The sequence below is a fragment of the Pseudomonas sp. TR47 genome (assembly GCF_044143025.1).
GTDB classification, from domain to species: Bacteria; Pseudomonadota; Gammaproteobacteria; order Pseudomonadales; family Pseudomonadaceae; genus Aquipseudomonas; species Aquipseudomonas putida_E.
The window spans coordinates 146,574-165,392 of sequence record NZ_JBHFCS010000003.1; the positions used below are offsets into that span (position 1 = coordinate 146,574).

Consider the following 18,819-nt stretch of genomic DNA (forward strand, 5'->3'; position numbering starts at 1 on the left):
GCACCGACTCAATCATTGTAATTACAAAAATAGAATCGATTCAATTTATTTCATTGGCCGATTGCCATCAGCATTGAATCGAATCAATCAACTTATTGATTTCAAAAGATTTCTTCTGAACGTGGATTGATCGCGCTCACGCTTGCGCTCCCGTTGTGTAGGGAGGACCCGCTGCGACAAGCCTTCAAGTCATATCAATAGAGGCAATTCACATACAAAAAACGCGATTACTCCGATCTTGCCTTTCGTGCTAGGCTTCCGCGTTCTTGCAGATTCTGGTGCCATTTCCATGTGGGTTCCTCACTACAGCGACCTGGCGCAGCCGGTCTACCTGATGATTGCCGATGCTCTTGAACAGGACATAGGCAACGGCCGGCTGGCGCCTGGCGACCGCCTGCCAACACTCAAGGATCTTGCCGAGTCATTGCACGTGACGCCTGGCACCATTGGCCGAGCCTATGACGAAGCGGCCAAGCGGGGCCTGGTGGTGGGCGAGGTTGGCCGCGGTACTTTCGTCCTGCAGCAACGACCGGCGCCTACCCCCACCGCATTCTCGCGGCCCGCACCGCTCAAGCATGAAAGCGGCCAGATCGACCTTTCGATCATCAAGCCCAACGATGCGCACATGGCCGACTGGCTGCGCGGAGCGATCACCGAGCTGGCGGCTTCCCCCGACCTTGACCAAGTGCTCGACTACGTTACCGACGGTGGCCATGCGACGCACAAGCAGGCTGGCGCCACATGGATTCAGCGCTGGTTGCCCGAAGCTCGCGCGCAACAGGTGGTGCTGACCTCCGGCGCCCAGCATGGCCTGCTGGTAGCGATCAGCAGCCTGTCGAAAAGCGATGATGTGATCCTCTGCGAGTCGCTCTGCTACCCCGGCATCATTTCCCTTGCCCACAGCATGGGCCGCCGCTTGCGCGGGGTAGCCATGGACGAGCACGGCCTGATGCCCGAGGCCTTGCGGGCCGCCTGCCTGGAGCACCGCCCCTCGCTGCTGGTATGTGTGACCACTCACCAGAACCCGACCAACTCGGTAATGCCGCACGCGCGTCGCGAGGCTATCGCCCAGATTGCCCGCGAGTTCGACCTGTTCATCGTGGATGACGATATCTACGGCTTCCTCGAACCGGCGCCTGACTACAAGCCCTTGGCCGCCTATGCACCTGAGCGCTCGGTGTACCTGACCAGCCTGTCCAAGAGCGTGCTGCCGGCCCTGCGTATCGGCTACCTCTACGCGCCGCCACAAACGCTGTCACGGTTGTCGTCTATGGTGCGCAGCAGCGTCTGGATGCCCTCCCCGCTGATGGCTCAGCTGGCCAGCAACCTGATCAACAGCGGCATGGCCGAGCAGTTGGTGCGGGTGCAGCAGGAAGAAGCCGCCGCACGCCAGTTGATGGCCCAGGAAATCCTTGGCAGGTACAAGGTGCGCAGCCAGCCCAACAGCTTCCATATCTGGCTGGAACTCCCTGAGCCATGGACCAGCGATGAGTTCGCCAACCTGGCGCGCAACAATGGCGTAACCGTGGTCAGCGGCAGCCAGTTCCTGCCTGAGCGCAGCCCAGCCAGCTGTGGCGTGCGCATCGCCCTGATGACGCCAAGCCGCGCCGAGCTGAGCTTTGCCCTGACCAAACTCGCCAGCTTGCTGGATTCGTCCGAGCCGCGGCTTTTCTACTAGAGATGAACAGGGCCGCAGGGGGCTCACGAACCGTGATGCGGCTCAGCGGGTCAACCGCGCCAGCCCATCCAGCAACCGCTGCAAGGCCCCCTGATTGGCCTGCATCACCGCCCTGCCCGCCTCACCCATGCGCCGGGCATCCTGCGGCAATTCGATCAACTGCCGCACTGCCTGTGCCAACCCTTGGGCATCGTCCACCTGCTGCAACGCCCCGGCATCACGCAACATCGCGCTGATTTCGAGGAAGTTGAACACATGCGGCCCCATGATCACCGGCAGTGCCAGCGCTGCCGGCTCCAGAGGGTTGTGGCCGCCAGTGGCGACCAGGCTACCGCCAACGAAAGCGATGTCGGCCAGTGCGTAGAGGAACAGCAGCTCGCCCATCGTATCGCCGAGCAGCACGCGGGTCTGGCCATCGACCGCCGCACCGGCAGAACGGCGCACGGTAGCGAACTGCCCGCAGCACAAGGCATGCACTGCATCGAAACGCTCGGGGTGGCGCGGCACCAGGATCAGCAGCGCGTCGCCATGCGCCTGCAGCAACTGCTGATGAGCCTGCAGGATCAGCGCGTCCTCACCCTCATGGGTACTGGCCGCAATCCACACCGGCCGCTCGCTTGCGCCCCACTGTTCACGCAGTGCCCTGGCACGCGGCAAAAGCTGGTCATCGACCTTCAGGTCGAACTTGATCGAACCTGTGACCTGCACGCACTCAGGACGCGCACCCAAGTCGCGGAAGCGTTGCGCCTCGGTTTCGGTCTGCACTGCAATCAGGTTCATCTCGGCGAGCATCGGCCGGGTCAGTTTGGCGAAACGCGCGTAGCCACGAGCGGAACGCTCGGACAACCGAGCATTGGCCAGCGCAACCGGAATGCCACGCTTGGCGCATTGGTGAATGTGGTTGGGCCACAGCTCGGTTTCCATGATGATGCCCAGCCGCGGGCGCACATGGTCGAGAAAACGCCCCGCCGCCCACGGCAGGTCATAAGGCAGGTAGCAATGCTGGATGCGTGGTTCATCGGCGAACAGCGCGCGAATGCGCTCTGAGCCGGTGGGGGTCATGCAGGTGAGCGTGACCGGCAGGTCCGGGTAGGCCTTGAGCAAGGCTCGCACCAGGGGCGCGGCGGCAATGCTTTCACCTACCGATACGGCATGTACCCAGATGCCACCCTGGCGCATCGCCGGCAGATTGCGGGCGAAACGTTCGCCGATACGCTGGCCGTAGGCCGGGGCCTTGCGTGCACGCAGGTAAAGGCGCAGCGCGACCAGCGGCAGGCCCAGGTGGAACAACAGGGTATAGAGAGTTCTGTTCATGGCGGCGAAGTTTACCCGATCGCGCGCAAGTGCACCGCAAAGCGCTCGGCCAGCCATTGCGCGGCGGGCCCCAGCGGTTCGTCACGGCGCCAGGCCAGTTCGACGACCAAGGCCGGGGGCCGCCATTCGCTGGCCAGCTCGACCATGTGCGCCTGGTAGGTCGGGTATTGCACCACGTGGCGTGGCAGCCACGCCCAGCCCAGCCCTCGCATCAACAGCTCGGCCATGGCGTAGAAGCTGTCGGCGCGCCATACCTGCGGGCTGATCGCTTCGCCGCCGGGGTAGCCACTTTGCTGCGGGGCGATCAGCAACTGGCGGTAACGTGCCAGCTGCTGGCGTGTGACGCGGCTTTCACGCGCCAATGGATGATCCACCGCGCACACCGTGACCATCTCCACGCTACCCAGGGCACGCCGCTCCAGTGAGGCAGGCATGCTTTCATGGTGGAAAAACAAACCCAGGTCTGCACGTCGCTCCACCAGCTTGCGCGCTACATCACCTTGGGCACCGCTGGCCAGTTGCACTTCCAGAAAAGGGTAATGACTGGCCAGTTCGTCGAGGCTGTCGATCACAGGTTGATAAGGCATGGCTTCATCCTGGGCCACCCGCAACAAGGCTTCCTGGCCACGCATCAGGGCCAGAGCGCGGCCATCGAGCCGTTCGCACTGGCGCAGCAGTTCGCGGGCATCCTCCAGCAGCGCGGTACCGTTTTCGGTCAGCCTGGGCTGACGGCCGCTGCTGCGCTCGAACAAAGTGACGCCGAGGTCCGCTTCGAGCATTGCAATGGCATTGCTGATGGCGGACTGCGCTTTGCGCTGCTCGCGGGCGACGGCAGAAAACGAGCGCAGTTCGACGACGCGCACAAAGGTACGCAACTGCTCGAGGCTCCACTGTTCGGCCATCAACCTATCTCCCAGAGTGATAGGTAATGACTTTACCGCATTCAGGGACACTCTAGAATGCCCGCCCAGAACCGGAGGAACGAACCATGAACGCCTACACCTACCTCGCCATCGCCATTGTCGCCGAAGTCATCGCCACAGCCTCCATGAAGGCTGTGAAAGGCCTGAGCACGCCATTGCCCCTTCTGCTGATGGTGGTCGGCTATGCCATCGCGTTCTGGATGCTGACGCTGGTGGTGCGCAGCATTCCGGTGGGTATCGCCTATGCGATCTGGTCGGGGCTTGGGATTGTGCTGATCAGCGTGGCGGCGCTGGTGATCTATGGGCAGAAACTCGATGTGCCGGCGATGCTGGGGATGGCGATGATCGTTGGCGGCGTGGTGGTGATCCAGTTGTTCTCCAAGACTGCCGGGCATTGATGGGGCCTGTCGGCGATGAGCCAAGCCAGGCATAGCCTGTATACTTGCCAGCTGTCCCAGACTTCGAGGTACCGCCATGCCATCCGCCATTTCCACTGACGTGCTCATCGTCGGCGCCGGGGTCGCAGGCCTGTGGCTCAATGCCCGCCTGCGCCGCCTGGGTTATTCGACAGTGCTGGTGGAGCGCGCCAGCCTTGGCGGCGAACAGACCATCAAGTCCCAGGGCATCATCCATGGCGGTACCAAGTACGCCCTGCACGGTGCGTTGACGGGGGCCTCGGAAGCCATCGCCGACATGCCACGGCGCTGGCGCGAAGCCGTGGCCGGCAGCGGCGAACTGGACCTGAGCCGCACCCGCCTGCTTTCCGACGCCCACTACCTGTGGTCGCCCGGCACCCTGGCCGGCAACCTCACCAGCTTCTTCGCCAGCAAAGCCGTGCGCGGCCGGGTTGACCAGGTCAAGGGGGACCAGTTGCCTCCCGCACTGCAAGACCGCGCCTTCAAAGGCAAGGTGTATCGCTTGGCCGAACTGGTGATCGATGTCCCCAGCCTGCTGGCCAACCTGGCTGAACTGGCTGGCGACTCCTTGCTCGCCGGTGAGCACATCGAGCCCCTGCGTGAAGGTGATTCACTGGTTGGCCTGCGCGTGGACGGCCGTGAAGTACGGGCCCAGCGCATCGTGCTCAGTGCTGGCGCGGGCACCGAGGGCCTGCTTCACGCCCTGGGCCTTGAGCAACCGGCCATGCAAACACGGCCGCTGCATATGGTCATGGCCAAAGGCCCTAACCTCAAACCACTGTATGCCCACTGCCTGGGCGGCGGCCCCAAGCCGCGCGTCACCATCACCACCCACCCCGCAGCCGATGGCCAATGGGTCTGGTACCTGGGCGGCGACCTGGCTGAAGCCGATGGCGTAGCACGCGACACGGCTGCACAGATTGCCGCAGCCCAGAAGGAAATCAGCCAGCTCTTGCCGTGGGTAGATCAACGCCTGGTCCGCTGGGCCACGCTGCGGGTCGACCGCGCTGAGCCTGCACAATCGGGCCTGGTGCGGCCCGACAACGCGTTCCTCGCCGACCAGCAGCGCCTACTGGTGGGCTGGCCGACCAAACTTGCCCTGGCGCCCGACTTCAGTGACCGTGTGCTGGCCAGCCTGGAACGTGACGGCATCCGCCCAAGCGCCCAGGCCGAGCTTGCAGGGCTGCCACGCCCGCCACTCGGCGTGCCCGCCTGGGAGCAACTGCTGCCATGACCCTGCCGACCCTGCACGACTTCTACCGCCCGCTGGGCAGCACAGGCTTGAAGGTGTCCCCTCTGGGCCTGGGCACGGTCAAGCTTGGCCGCGACCAAGGCGTGAAGTACCCCACCGGGTTCACGATCCCCGGCGATGACGAAGCGCGCCTGCTGCTGGCCCAGGCGCGCGAATTGGGTATCAACCTGATCGACACGGCACCGGCCTATGGCCGCAGCGAAGAGCGCCTGGGGCCGCTGCTGCGCGGCCAGCGCGATGAATGGGTGATCGTCAGCAAGGTTGGCGAAGAGTTCGAAAACGGCCTGTCGCGCTTCGACTTCAGTGCAGCCCACACCCGTCTTTCGGTCGAACGCAGCCTGCGCCGGCTGGAAACCGACCGTATCGAACTGGTGCTGGTGCACTCCGATGGCAACGACCTGGAGATTCTCGAGCAGCAAGAGGTCTATCAGACCCTCGCAGCCCTCAAGCAGGAGGGCAAGATCCTCGGCTACGGCCTGTCGGGCAAAACTGTCGCCGGCGGGCTGAAGGCACTCGAGCAGGGCGACTGTGCCATGGTCACCTTCAACCTCAACGAGCAGGCAGAACGACCGGTACTGGACTACGCTGCCGAGCACGGCAAAGCCATTCTGGTGAAGAAGGCCTTGGCCAGTGGGCATGTCTGCCTCGCACCTGGTGTCGACCCGGTACACGCCAGCTTCGAACTGCTGTTCGCCCACCCTGGCGTCAGCAGTGCTATCGTCGGCACCATCAACCCGTTGCACCTGGCCCACAATGTGGCCACGGTCGCCCGCATTTTGGGCCAGCATTGAGTTGTCCCCACCCCGGGCCTGGAGACTGACCCGACGCAAGGAGGAGCCTCGTGCCGCGTACGCTGATTCGCAAGAACCCGAGCAACTTCAAAACACTGCCATTGCATGTCGAAGCCACCCCCGAGAGCCTGGTCTACCAGAGCATCGGCATGCCGGTGAACTTCGCCCAGACCCAACAACGGCGCCGGGCCATCCAGCTACCCGATAACCAGCGCTTCGTAGCGGAACTGGCCAACCTGGGTGTCTCGGTACGCCTGACCCTGCACTGGCAGAACCGCGACTACTGGGTACTGGTGCGTCAGCGCCGCCAGGACCGGGGCGACGTGGTGCTTAAATTGATTTCAGGGTATGTCCCGGCTCAGGAGCTCAACCTGCCGCTGCACACCGCGGTACAGGAAGTGGCGGAAGAGTGCCTGCTGGAAACCCCGGAGGGCTGGCTGGGTGGTCGCTTCAACGACACCTGGCTACCTGCACCTTACGCTGCTGCCCTGCACTACCGGGAAGCGCTGCCGTTCGTGCTGACGCCGGAATCGGGTGCCGCCCGGCCGGTGCATTGCGGCAACCTGATGTTGCTGGAGCGCCCACGGGCCTACGTGCACCTGCCTACGGCATCGCTGCAACTGATCTACGACATGCGCCTGCAAGTACCCAGGGACGCCAAGAAGCTGAGCCTGTTCCATGTCGATGAACGCCTTGAAGGTGATCAGCTGGTCGCCCGGCTCAACCGTAAACGGCCCGACCTGTACCTGATGCCGGTGCAGGACGGTCAGCCGCAGGCCGAGCTGTATACATTGAGGAAAGATGAACTGGTGCCGGCCAGCACCCGCGGGCTGTACCTGGCGGAGAGCTTTGCCCGGCAGGACGGGTGGGTGGTCGCGGACGAGCGGATACGCTGGAAGGATTGGGTAAAGCAGCAGGGGCTGGTGGAGCGCAAAACCGCAAAGGCTTCGCACCTGCGACGCTTTGGCGACAAGGCGCGGGCACTGCTGGAGCGCGCGCGCACCTCGCTGAACAAATGAATATCCGGGGCCGCCTTACGGCCCCGGGCACATCAGTTCTTGCGGATTTTTTCGACTATCGCGGTCGTCGAGCTGTTCTCGACCAAGCCCAACACCTTCACGGTGCCGCCGTAGCCCTTGACGATATCGGCACCCACCACCTGGTCGATACCGTAGTCACCGCCCTTGACCAGCACATCCGGTTTCACCTGGCTCAGCAGGTTCTCCGGCGTACCTTCAGGGAAGCTGATGACCCAGTCCACCGCGCCCAGCCCAGCCAGCACGGCCATGCGCCGATCGACACTGTTGATCGGGCGGCCAGGGCCCTTCAGACGGCTTACCGAGGCATCGTCGTTGACCGCGACGATAAGACGATCACCCTGGGCACGCGCCTGCTCGAGGTACGTCACATGCCCTGCATGCAGGATGTCGAAACACCCATTGGTGAACACGATCTTCTCGTTGTGCGCACGCGCATCGTCGATGGCCAGCAGCAATTGCTCCAGGCCCAGCACGCCACGCTCGGAACCTTCCTCGCGCTGGATCGCGCGACGCAGCTCAGGTGCGCTGATCGCTGCAGTACCCAGTTTGCCGACCACGATGCCAGCCGCAAGGTTGGCCAGGGCGACCGCGTGGGGCAGGTCTTCACCGGCCGCGATGGCCGCAGCCAGGGTGGAAATCACGGTATCGCCAGCGCCGGTCACATCGAACACTTCGCGGGCACGGGCCGGCAGGTGCAGCGCCGGCTGGCCGGTGCGCAGCAGGGTCATGCCGTGCTCGCCACGGGTCACCAGCAACGCGCCCAGGTCAAGGTCCAGCAGCAGCTGCAGGCCCTTGGCGACCAGCTCGGCCTCATCGGCGCAGCGGCCGACAATGGTCTCGAACTCGCTGAGGTTCGGCGTGATCAGGCTGGCACCGCGGTAGATGGAGAAGTCCTTGCCCTTGGGGTCGGCCAGTACCGGAATACCCTTGGCACGTGCGGCTTCGATCAGGCTCTGATGATTTTTCAGTGCGCCTTTGCCGTAGTCGGACAACACCAGCACCTTGACACCCTCGAGCAGGCTCTCGACTTCGGCGCCCAGCGACAGCGGGTCAGTGGCGAACGGCTCTTCGAAATCGATGCGCAACAGCTGCTGGTGACGGCTCATGACCCGCAGCTTGACGATGGTCGGCTGGTGCGCAATGCGCTGGAACACCGAACGCACCCCCGCAGCCTGCAGGCTGTTGGCCAGGCTGTCGGCGGCCTCATCCTGGCCGGTAACGCCGATCAGTGCCGCCGGGGCACCGAGGGCGGCGATGTTCAACGCAACGTTGGCCGCGCCGCCGGGGCGATCCTCGATCTGATCGACCTTGACCACCGGCACTGGCGCTTCAGGCGAGATACGCGAAGTACCGCCATGCCAGTAGCGGTCCAGCATGACATCGCCGACCACCAATACCGGGGCTTGATCGAAACGCGGCATGGACAACTTCATGGGCAACCCATATGAAAATAATGAACAGGGGCAGGATATTAGCACAGGGTAGGCGACGGCTTTACGGCCAGATCGGGCCCTGGAAAATTCCGGTGACAATCGGGGCCGTACGGCCCCGATCAAGGGCAACTCAGGTGATATCGGCCTTCGCCGGCTCGTCCAGCCCCATGGCGTGCAAGCGGGCATAATAGCCATTGGCTGCCAGCAGCTCGGCATGGGTACCGCGCTCCACCAGGCGGCCTTGGTCCATCACCAGGATCTGGTCGGCTTTTTCGATGGTCGACAGGCGGTGCGCGATCACCAGCGTGGTGCGGCCCTGCATGACATGGTCCAGGGCAGCCTGGATATGCCGCTCGGACTCCGTGTCCAGTGCCGAAGTCGCTTCGTCGAGGATCAGCAGCGGCGCGTTCTTCAACAGGGCCCGGGCAATCGCCAGGCGCTGGCGCTGGCCACCGGACAGCAGCACGCCGTTTTCACCCACGTCGGTGTCAAAGCCCTTGGGCAGCTGGTCGACGAACTCCTTGGCATAGGCATCGGCAGCCGCAGCTTCGATGTCTGCGCGCGGCGCGCCGGCCAGGTCGCCGTAGGCAATGTTGTTGGCCACTGTGTCGTTGAACAGGGTCACATGCTGGGTCACCTGCGAAACGTGCCGGCGCAGGTTGCGCAGGCGGTAGTCTTCGATCTCCACGCCATCGAGCAGAATCTGCCCCTGATCGTGGTGATAGAAGCGCGGGATCAGCGCCGCCAGGGTCGACTTGCCGCTACCAGAGCGCCCGACCAGTGCGATCATCTGCCCAGGCTCGGCGGTAAAGCTGATGTCGCTCAGCACTTCGCGATCGGTACCTGGGTAGGTGAAGCTCAGGTTGCGTACTTCGAGGCGACCGGCCACCCGCTCCTTCTCGATCGTACCGCGGTCGATCTCGGGCTGCTCGTCGAGCTGCTCGAAGATGCTTTCAGCACCGGCAAGGCCTTTCTGGATGGTCGAGCTGACCTCAGAAAGCTGGCGGATCGGCTTTGGCAGCAGGCCCGCAGCAGTGATGTAGGCCACCAGATCACCGGCGGTCGAGTCGCCCCGCAGGAACAGCACCAGGAACATCAAAGCGGCCATGGCGCTGTAGATCACCAGTTGCAGCATCGGCGTGTACAGGGCGCCTGTCTTGGTCATGCGCAGCTGTTTGTCGGTGTTGCTCTGGCTGGCACGGCCAAAGCGCTGCTGCTCGTAAGCCTCGCCGCCGAAGCTGCGCACCACACGGTAGCCCTGGATGGTTTCGGAAGCTACGTGGGTCACGTCGCCCATCGCCACCTGGATTTTCTTGCTCTGTTTACGGAATTTCTTGCTGGCGACGCTGACCATTACCGCGATCACCGGCAGGATGGCGACCATTACCAGGGTCAGGTGCCAGTTCATCCAAAGCAGGTAGGCAAACAGGAACACCACGGTCAGGCCTTCACGGATCACCACCTTGATTGCATCGGTGGCGGCCCCCGTTACCATGGTCACGTTGAAGGTGATGCGTGAAATCAGGTGCCCGGAGTTGTGATTGTCAAAATAGCGGTTGGGCAGTACCAGCAGCTTGTTGAACAACTCCACGCGCAGGTCATGCACCAGGGAAAGGGAAACCTTGGCCAGGAAATAGTTGCCGAGGAACGAACCCAGGCCCTGCCATGCGGCGATCAGGATGATCAGCAGCGGTACCGCCTGCAGCAATTGCAGGTCGCGCAAGTAGGGCACGTTGGGGAACAACACCGCTTCGGGGTTGCTCAGGCCATCGACAAAGTACTTGAGGATCCCGGCCAGCATTGGCTGGGTCGAGGCAAAGATCACGAAACCGATAATACTCAGCAGGAAAATGCCGATATAGGGTTTCACGTAGCTCAGCAACCGGAAGTAGATCTTCAGGCTGGAGGTGTGCTCCGCCGGTAGCGGTGTTTCGGCCATCATCGAGCTCGCTGTTCAGGTTGAACCGGAAATTTTACCACAGGCGTCATTTTCGGCACGCCTGCGAGGCAACAACATGCCAGGCCGGCGGCCCACAAGGCTTGCACCCGGTTTTTTTCGTACGGTATGAGCCCCCCTGGTCAGTCAAAAGAGACCAACGTGGTGCTGGAGGATTATTTTCGGCATTATTGCCGGTCATTTTGCTCGCCAGACGACAAGGCTCAACTCATGCAATGCTCTCGGCTCACCCAGGTCGACTTCGATCAGCTGACACTTGGCGCCCAGATACTGGAGGCGGACAGCCATGGCGCCAAAGTCTACCTGCTTGAGGATGGTAACTTCCTCAAGGTTTTTCGGCGCAAGCGTCTGATTTCATCTGCGCTGCTGCGCCCCTACTCCCAGCGCTTCGTGGACAACGCTGCGCGCCTTGCGCAGCTGGGCATCCCTACGCTCGAGGTAATCAGCCAGCACAAGCTCGACCTGCCGGGCAGAACAGCGGTGCTGTACCGGCCATTGCCGGGGCGCACGCTGCTGCAGATGTCACGGGACGAAGGCTTCAGCTGGGACATCTACCTGCCCCGCCTGATCACCCTGATCCGCCAGTTGCACCGTAGCGGCGTGTACTTCCGCTCGCTGCACCTGGGCAATGTGGTGGTCACGCCCGACCAGCAGCTGGGCCTGATCGACGTTGCGGACATGCGCTTCCTGCGCCCGCCGCTGTCTGCCCGTATGGTTCGACGCAACGTGCAACATATGGTGAGTTACATCGCACGCGAGAAACTGGGCGACCGCTTCCCCCTCGCCGATTTCCAAGCGGCCCTGCTGGCGCGTTGAACATCAGCCCGGCAGCGCCTGGCAGGCCGTTGAAAAACCTGCCAGGCGCGGTGTCAGTGCACGAAGATGGATATACCCATACCTGCCAAGGCACCGATCACCAGCGTCAATGCGAGCTTGACCCGGTCGCGATTACGCCGCTTGGCCTTGCGGTGCACTTCTTCAGGCACGGTGACGTGGCTGCCAAAGCCTGTGTGCAGTACCGCGTCACCCTCCAGGGTCACCGCTGTCAGTTTCAACTCCGCGTAACGGCGCGACAACGCCTTCTCGCCGGCATAGGCGGCAAATGGCGCACAGCGCTGATAATCGCTCAGCCGACGCAAGCCCGGGTTGAGGGAAAAGGCCTGCCATTCGGCTTTCTCGGAGTGCAATGGATAGCACGGCACGCCGGCGATCACCTGGCGATCCCCCAGATGAATGTAAGGGCTGTGGATCGACAAGTCATGGGCGTGGCTGCGCAACCAGACTTGCAGCACATCGGGGCTGACCTCGAGGATCGCCTTGGAGTCTTCGACGAAGGCCTGGCGATAGAAGCGCCAGTCGTCCTCGCAATGGAAGATGTAAGCTGTCTTCACATGGCTGTACGCCAGGTCGATCGACGCCAGCTGCCCAAGCTTGGGGCGGTTGACGAACACCGTGCAGTGGGGTTTCCAGTGCTCGGGTACGGCACCGTGAACAGCGTCGTCACCGGAGTCCTCGGTAATGAAGACCTCGCGAATGGGCGCTGTGTTGTAGCGATCGAAGCTCTCAAGGGTTTCCTTGAGCAGATCGAACCGACCGCAGCTGGTCACGACAAGCGTGACATCACTATCATTTGAAAAGCGCACCGGACTCCCTCCGCGTTGCGACAACAGACTTTGCGTAGCCACTCCCTGGCCACGAAAGCTCTTTAGATTAAATGCCCAGCGTCAACCGCAGCCTCTGCCAGGCGGACAAGGGCGGGTGCGGCCTGAGTGCCGGGCGCATATGGTCGACGATGCTACGGCCAACTTCAGCGAAACTGAAGCGGGAAACCGCCAGGTCCCGCCCATTTTCCGCAATTTGCTGCGCCAGGCCCGGATCGGCGCGCAGGGTGCTCAGCTTCGCCTGGAGCATCGGGATGCTGTCGTATAACACCACGTTGTGCATATCCTGCAGGCCCAGGGCGCTATTTTCTTCTGCCCCTTGGTCGAACGCCAGCAACACGCAGCCGCAGGCCATGGCCTCGAAGTTCTTGATCATGTACTCGCCCATGCCCACATCGGCACTGACAAAGAAACGGATCCGGTTGAGGGTGTTGCAATAGTCTTCGCCGGATTTGGTGCGGGTCACCACCAGGTTTTCCACCCGCCCCAGCTCATCCAGCAACGCCTTGCGCCCGCTGTAGGCAACACTGTTGGTACTGCCGACGAACGCCAGCTCGATATCACGCTCAAGCCCTTGGTCCGTGAGCAGGCGCTCGTCATAACCCTTGGGCACGAACACCGCATCGAAACCTTCCTGGCGCAGGCGCTCACTGACCATGTAGCCGGAACTGATCACCCGTGCCCACGGCAGCTTGCGGTAATGCGCACTGAACTTGCCGGTGTACTTGCAGGGGATGTAGTTCTGGTAGGCATCATGCTCGAGGATCACCAGGTTCGGCACGGTACGGATGAACGCCGCCTGGCGTATCTCCTGCTTGAAGCGCAGGAAGAAGACGATGCGGTCATAGCGCTCGACCTGCACTTCACGTTTGAAATAACGGCGCAGGTTGCGCTGGTCATCGCTGGTCAACCAGCGCAGGTCGCACTCACAGTTGGCCGCGACGCCGTCGTACAGGCGATCGAGGATCGCCCGCTGTTCCTTCTGCACCAGAAATAAGACTTTCATTGCTTTCCTTGGGCGCTCTGCGCCTTCGCGGTCAACCATCGGCATTATCTACAGCTCACGGCGCCAGAACAGTTCATGCCGGCGCACGGCCTTGCGGAAGAACTCGTTCTCACCGTAAGGCGATGGCCGGCGCCCGGCCAGCCAGCGCTGCAACAGCCGACGCACTCGGCGCTTGAACGGTGCGCCAGGTTGCAGGTCGTGCATCATGCCCAGGGCCATCGCCTTGTCGCGCTGCGTTGGCAGGTCCAGCACCAGGCTGCAGGGTGCCCACGGCTGGTCGGCACTCAATTGCGGTGGCAAGGCCACTCCATCGCCGCTGTTGCCCATGGGCCAGCGGTCGTTGTCGTGCAGATGGTTGGCATAGCACAGCAGCGTCTGCGGCTGCCACGCCAAGCCCTGCAGTGCCTGCATGACGGCAACATGGGCGCAGATGTGATCAGGGTGCGGGTCCAGTTGCGGGTGCGGCATGACCAGCACTTCAGGCCGGGCCATCTCCAGCAGCGCACGCAAGTCAGCCAGCAGGTTGTTCCAGGTTGGCGCGCCATCGCTGTCGGCCGGCAACCGCAACGGGTTGAAGCGACGGAACGGGCGGATATCGGCCATGTCGGCTTCTCGGGAAACGGCCGGCACATCGGGCGCTGCCTGCATGGCGGGCAGTTGCAGGCAGAAGTAGCCTAATTGCACGCAACGCGCCTCTGGCACCCCGGCCCAGCGCGGCACGGCAATGCTGTCCCAGGCGCGCAGACGGCCCTTCAGCCGTGCCGCCTCGGCCTTGCCCATGCCCATCTGCTGGTAGTGCTCTGCTTCGATTTCGCCAGCGGTCAAGGTCACCACCCAGGCTTCGTCCGCCTGGCTGTAAAGGCCATAGGCCGCCAGCTCGGCATCATCGGCATGCGGCGCGATCACCATCACGCGACGGCGCTGCGTTTCGACGCCGGCGGTTATCCACAGACGCGGCTGGCCCTGCAAACGACAGTGACGGCCGCGCACGCGCAGCGTACCGGCCTGCAGCGGTGCAGCCAGCCCGGTCAGGTTCAGGAAGCGAACGCCGTCGACACCGCGCTCGAACGCCTGCCGGTCTGCACGCTCATCGGCCAGCAGCTCGACACATGGGTCGAGAAAACGCCCAAGCCATCCGCTTTTGACCCGCACTTCGAGGATCAGTGTTTCATTACCCTGCAGCGTCGTATCGACCTTGAGCACGCCGTCACGCAAGGTGACAGGCGCTTCGCCGGTCTGCTCGCCGAAGTTGTAGGCGTAATCTTCGCCCGGTGCATAGAACAGATGATCAGCGAACCAAGCTTCGTGGGCAGCCCAGAGCAGCGGCAGCAGCAACAACGGCAGCCACCACCAGGCGAATACGCCCAGGGCAACCAGCACCGCCAGGCCGGCCAGCAGCCCCAGGCGCTTGTTGCGCCGGTGGCGCTTGAGCAACTGCTGTTTGCGGCTCACGCCTGGAACACCGGCACGGGGTTGCACCAACGGTCCTTGTACTCGCGGTCGGCACGGCCAAACGAGAAGCGCAGAGGTTTGTTGCGTGCGCGGGCATCGTCCCAGGCAGCCTGGGTGTTGAGGAAGCTCAGCACGCTGCCAGGGCTGAACGCCTTGGTCTCAGGGTCGACGCCGCCGTTGACGTACTCGACACTGATCCACTGCGGTGCTTCGACCCGATAGACCAACTGGATGGCGATGGGCTTGTCGTCGAGCAACAGCACCGAGCCGATCAGCAGCTCACGCAGGCGCTCGAGCACATCGGCCATACGCTCGGCACCGGTGGCCGGGAACCCCCATCGGCGCTGGAACAGGTCGCAGTACATGGCCGCGATCTGCTGGGCATTGAAATCGGTAATAGGGCGCACCACACCACCCGCCTCTTCCAGCAGGCGCAACTCGCGGCGCTGGTTGTAGCGGAATTTCTTCGACAGGTCTTCATGCGCCCGGGCCATCGCCAACTGCTCTTTCTGAGCCTTCAGGCCGCTGAAGCGCCCCTGGTTCAGCTCGGACAGGTAGCGCGCGGTATGGCGCAAGGGTGCGGCGGCATCGCCAGCGCCTGGCAGAATGATCTCGGCATTGCCCAGGTCAAACAGGCCTTTCTTGCCGGCACGCTTGAGCACGTCCTTGGACAGCGCCAAATGACGCCCCCAGGTCGCAACACCAGCCTTCAGCTCGCCTGCCTGATGCCAGCCCAGGTAACGCACGGGTATCTGCGCCAGGTCCGCCAACTGCTCGATCACCAGCGGGTGCGTGGCAACGCTGCCACCGAAGCGTGCCCACGCCTCGGCGTAGGCGGCAGCGTCGATCACCTGCCATCCGCGTTCTCGCCAAGCCTGAATATGATTGAGCATCACTTGCCCACCACCAGCGCGCTTACCTGCGGCAGCTGCCAGAAGGCTTCGCGCACGGCCTGATCGGAGAAACGCTCGCGCAGGCGCTGCAGCATGTGCGAGGCGCATGCATCGCGCTGCTGCTCGTCCAGCAACGCCATATGCTTCAAGCCTTGGGCCAGCTGCGAGGCATCGCCGAGCGGGAACAACACACCCACGCCCTCGACCACTTCACGAGCCCCGCCGCAGGCCGTTGCCAGCACAGGTACGCCGGCCACCATGGCTTCGAGCAGGACCATACCGAACGGTTCATGGTCGGAACTCAGGGCAAACACGTCGAATGCCTGGAAGTAGCGGCGCGCATCCGGGACCTGGCCCAGAAAGTCGACTTGCCCGGCAATGCCCAGCTCGCCAGCCAGCGCCTTGAGCTTGTCTTCCAGGCGCCCCATGCCGAGGATCGCCAGACGAGCGCCGGCCGGCAGCTCAGGCAGGGCTTGGGCAAAGCCGCGCAGCAAGGTCGCCTGGTCCTTGTCCGGGTGCAGGCGCCCGACATTGCCGACGACCCACGCCTGCGCATCCAGGCCAAGGGCCTGACGCGCTTCAGCGCGCGGCACCAGTGCGGCCTGCAGGGCCTCGATGTCGATACGGTTGTACAGCGTCTGGATACGTTCGGCCGGCCACTGAGGCAGGCAACGGCGCATGTCGTCACGCACGGCGTCCGACACGCCAAGCAGGCTCAGCCGTTTGCTGAACAGGTTGGCGAACAGGCGCCGCCCCTTGCGCTCATAGTCGCCGAACGCATGGTGCACGCCGATCACCGGCAGGCCCGTCGCCAGCAAAGCCACGTAGATCGGCTTGAAGCGGTGGGCGATGCAGAAGCTGAAATTGCGCTCGGCCGCGATGCGGCGCAGGGCGCGTATGGCGCCGAGCTTCAGGCCGCGGACGGCCTTGGAGCTGAATTGGAGGAACAGCACCTCGTCCGACGCGCAGCCAGCCGCAACCTGCGGGTCGGCGGCGCCGGTGAGAAATACCGTGGTGACCTTGTAGCCGCTGCCCTGGAACAGGCTGGCGTACTGACGGGCGCAGTCGAGGAACGGCCCGTCGTAGCCATGGCAGAACTGCAGGATGCGCGGTTCAGAGCGGCTGGTCATACGCGGCGGCGCCGTCCTTCACAACAAGAATGTCTTCCATGATCAGGTACTGCAGGTCCGAACCGTAGAACATGTTCAGCGCATCGGTCGGCGAGCAGATCATCGGCTCGCCACGGCGGTTGAGCGAAGTGTTCAGCGACACGCCATTGCCGGTCAGGTCTTCCAGTGCCTTCATCATGTCGTAGTAACGCGGGTTGTACTCACGCTTGAGCACCTGGGCACGCGAAGTGCCATCCTCGTGAACCACTTCCGGCACACGGGTTTTCCACTCTTCGGCCACTTCGAAGGTGAAGGTCATGAACGGCGCCGGGTGATCGATCTTGATCATTTGCGGGGCGACGGTGTCGAGCATCGACGGGCAGAAAGGTCTCCAGCGTTCGCGGAACTTGATCTGGTGGTTGATGCGGTCAGCCACACCTTCGACGCTCGGGCAGCCGATGATCGAACGGCCACCCAACGCGCGCGGGCCGAATTCCATGCGGCCCTGGAACCAGGCCACCGGGTTGCCGTCGACCATGATCCGGGCGATCTGCTGGGGCATGTCGTCGAGCTTGCGCCATTTCGGCTGGTTCGGGTGACGGGCACAGGCGGCGATCACGTCTTCGTTGGAGTACGAAGGGCCGAGGTAGACGTGCTCCATCTTCTCGACCGGTACGCCACGGGCATGCGACACATAGGCCGCAGCACCGACTGCAGTACCGGCGTCACCGGAGGCCGGCTGGACGAACAGCTCTTTGACGTCCGGACGGGCGATGATCTTCTGGTTGAGCTTGACGTTCAGCGCGCAGCCGCCAGCGAAGGCCAGCTTGCCGGTTTCACGCAGGGTGTCGCCCAGGTAGTGGTCGATCATCTGCAAGGCCAGCTTCTCGAACAGCGCCTGCATGCTCGCTGCGTAATGGATATAGGGCTCGTCGGCAATGTCGCCTTCGCGCTTTGGGCCCAGCCATTCGATCAGTTTCGGCGAGAAGTAGAAGCCCTTGCCCTTCTCTTTATAGCGGCGCAGGCCGATGACGTTGGCATACTCGGTGTTGATCACCAGTTCGCCGTTCTCGAAGCTGGCCAGGCGGGAGAAGTCATATTTGCTGGCATCGCCATAGGGCGCCATGCCCATGACCTTGAATTCGCCATCGAGCATTTCGAAGCCGAGGAATTCGGTGATCGCGCCGTACAGGCCGCCCAGCGAATCCGGGTCGAAGAATTCCTTGATCTTGTGGATCTTGCCGTTTTCGCCATAGCCGAAGAAAGTGGTGGCGTACTCACCCTTGCCGTCGATACCCAGGATCGCGGTCTTTTCCTTGAAGCCCGAGCAGTGATAGGCACTGGAGGCATGCGCCAGGTGGTGCTCGACCGGCTCGATCTTGACTTTTTTCGGGTCGAAGCCCAGTTGCTCCAGGCACCAGACGATCTTCTTGCGGTAGCGCTTGTAACGGCGGTTGCCCATCAGGATCGCGTCGAGGGCACGGTCCGGGGCATACCAGTAGCGCTTGGCATAGTGCCAGCGAGCCTTGCCGAACAGGCTGATCGGGGCGAACGGGATGGCGACCACGTCGACATCGGACGGCTTGATGCCGGCCTGTTCCAGACAGAACTTCGCCGACTCGTAAGGCATGCGGTTCTTCGCATGCTTGTCACGCACGAAGCGCTCTTCTTCGGCGGCGGCAATCAGTTTGCCGTCGATGTACAGGGCCGCGGAAGGGTCATGGCTAAGGGCGCCGGACAGGCCAAGAATCGTCAATGCCAAGGGATTAGCCTCTTCATTCGGTAGAGATGCGCCAGCGGCCTCAGGGGCGGGTGGCGGCTAAAAGGCGGGATTATAACGCAAACACTTCCAACTGGCCCTATCGCCGGCAAGCCGGCACCGACAGGCGCGGCG

The 18,819-nt window shown here is 63.1% G+C and carries 16 protein-coding genes; 6 read left to right on the forward strand and 10 right to left on the reverse strand.

The genetic code is table 11. From position 1 onward, the window contains the following. Positions 1 to 289: 289 nt before the first annotated feature. Positions 290 to 1,678 carry a PLP-dependent aminotransferase family protein gene (locus ACEWE8_RS04820; RefSeq protein WP_046785074.1) on the forward strand — a complete coding sequence of 463 codons (1,389 nt, stop codon included), beginning with the start codon at positions 290 to 292 and terminating at the stop codon, positions 1,676 to 1,678. Positions 1,679 to 1,720: 42 nt separating this feature from the next. Here the strand turns inward: ACEWE8_RS04820 and waaA are convergent, their stop codons facing one another. Continuing rightward, the gene (waaA, locus tag ACEWE8_RS04825; RefSeq protein ID WP_046785073.1) at positions 1,721 to 2,992 is read right to left on the reverse strand and encodes a lipid IV(A) 3-deoxy-D-manno-octulosonic acid transferase; all 1,272 of its coding nucleotides are present in this window, start codon (positions 2,990 to 2,992) and stop codon (positions 1,721 to 1,723) included. Between the two features lie 11 nt (positions 2,993 to 3,003). Beyond that, positions 3,004 to 3,894 carry a LysR family transcriptional regulator gene (locus ACEWE8_RS04830; RefSeq protein ID WP_046785072.1) on the reverse strand — a complete coding sequence of 297 codons (891 nt, stop codon included), beginning with the start codon at positions 3,892 to 3,894 and terminating at the stop codon, positions 3,004 to 3,006. An 86-nt stretch (positions 3,895 to 3,980) separates the two neighbouring features. Between ACEWE8_RS04830 and ACEWE8_RS04835 the strand changes: the two genes are divergently transcribed. From ACEWE8_RS04835 to ACEWE8_RS04850, 4 genes are all read left to right on the forward strand, one after another. Then, positions 3,981 to 4,313: a multidrug efflux SMR transporter gene (locus ACEWE8_RS04835; protein WP_046785071.1), complete on the forward strand. Its 333-nt coding sequence runs from the start codon at positions 3,981 to 3,983 to the stop codon at positions 4,311 to 4,313. Positions 4,314 to 4,389: 76 nt separating this feature from the next. Next, positions 4,390 to 5,565: an FAD-binding oxidoreductase gene (locus ACEWE8_RS04840; protein ID WP_046785070.1), complete on the forward strand. Its 1,176-nt coding sequence runs from the start codon at positions 4,390 to 4,392 to the stop codon at positions 5,563 to 5,565. Next, on the forward strand, positions 5,562 to 6,374 hold the full coding sequence (locus tag ACEWE8_RS04845; RefSeq protein ID WP_046785069.1) for an aldo/keto reductase: 813 nt from the start codon (positions 5,562 to 5,564) through the stop codon (positions 6,372 to 6,374). The genes ACEWE8_RS04840 and ACEWE8_RS04845 overlap by 4 nt, the downstream gene beginning before the upstream one ends. Before the next feature lie 50 nt (positions 6,375 to 6,424). After that, entirely contained in the window at positions 6,425 to 7,393 is a 969-nt protein-coding gene (locus ACEWE8_RS04850; protein ID WP_046785068.1) for a hypothetical protein, read from the forward strand. Between the two features lie 32 nt (positions 7,394 to 7,425). On the opposite strand, the gene hldE is transcribed toward ACEWE8_RS04850, so the two are convergent. Continuing rightward, positions 7,426 to 8,847: a bifunctional D-glycero-beta-D-manno-heptose-7-phosphate kinase/D-glycero-beta-D-manno-heptose 1-phosphate adenylyltransferase HldE gene (gene hldE, locus ACEWE8_RS04855; protein ID WP_039602848.1), complete on the reverse strand. Its 1,422-nt coding sequence runs from the start codon at positions 8,845 to 8,847 to the stop codon at positions 7,426 to 7,428. 130 nt (positions 8,848 to 8,977) lie between these two features. Beyond that, entirely contained in the window at positions 8,978 to 10,786 is a 1,809-nt protein-coding gene (gene msbA / locus ACEWE8_RS04860) for a lipid A export permease/ATP-binding protein MsbA (protein ID WP_046785175.1), read from the reverse strand. 228 nt (positions 10,787 to 11,014) lie between these two features. Here msbA and ACEWE8_RS04865 point away from each other — a divergent pair, with 228 nt between their 5' ends. Continuing rightward, positions 11,015 to 11,620, forward strand: a complete 606-nt coding sequence (locus ACEWE8_RS04865) for a hypothetical protein (protein WP_039603331.1) — start codon at positions 11,015 to 11,017, stop codon at positions 11,618 to 11,620. 53 nt (positions 11,621 to 11,673) lie between these two features. On the opposite strand, the gene ACEWE8_RS04870 is transcribed toward ACEWE8_RS04865, so the two are convergent. The 6 genes from ACEWE8_RS04870 to ACEWE8_RS04895 form a co-directional block, all read right to left on the reverse strand. Next, positions 11,674 to 12,447, reverse strand: coding sequence for a glycosyltransferase family 2 protein (locus tag ACEWE8_RS04870; RefSeq protein WP_046785067.1), 774 nt, complete (start codon positions 12,445 to 12,447; stop codon positions 11,674 to 11,676). A gap of 67 nt (positions 12,448 to 12,514) precedes the next feature. Then, positions 12,515 to 13,471, reverse strand: a complete 957-nt coding sequence (locus ACEWE8_RS04875; RefSeq protein ID WP_046785066.1) for a glycosyltransferase — start codon at positions 13,469 to 13,471, stop codon at positions 12,515 to 12,517. 48 nt (positions 13,472 to 13,519) lie between these two features. Continuing rightward, positions 13,520 to 14,923, reverse strand: a complete 1,404-nt coding sequence (locus ACEWE8_RS04880; protein ID WP_367903676.1) for a PIG-L family deacetylase — start codon at positions 14,921 to 14,923, stop codon at positions 13,520 to 13,522. Further along, entirely contained in the window at positions 14,920 to 15,816 is an 897-nt protein-coding gene (locus ACEWE8_RS04885) for an antimicrobial resistance protein Mig-14 (protein ID WP_046785064.1), read from the reverse strand. The genes ACEWE8_RS04880 and ACEWE8_RS04885 overlap by 4 nt, the downstream gene beginning before the upstream one ends. Then, positions 15,816 to 16,946 (reverse strand): glycosyltransferase, encoded by a 1,131-nt coding sequence (locus tag ACEWE8_RS04890; RefSeq protein ID WP_046785063.1) that lies wholly within the window; start codon positions 16,944 to 16,946, stop codon positions 15,816 to 15,818. Before ACEWE8_RS04890 ends, ACEWE8_RS04885 begins: the two co-directional genes overlap by 1 nt. Continuing rightward, positions 16,930 to 18,687, reverse strand: coding sequence for a carbamoyltransferase (locus ACEWE8_RS04895; RefSeq protein WP_046785062.1), 1,758 nt, complete (start codon positions 18,685 to 18,687; stop codon positions 16,930 to 16,932). Before ACEWE8_RS04895 ends, ACEWE8_RS04890 begins: the two co-directional genes overlap by 17 nt. Between the last annotated feature and the right edge of the window lie 132 nt (positions 18,688 to 18,819).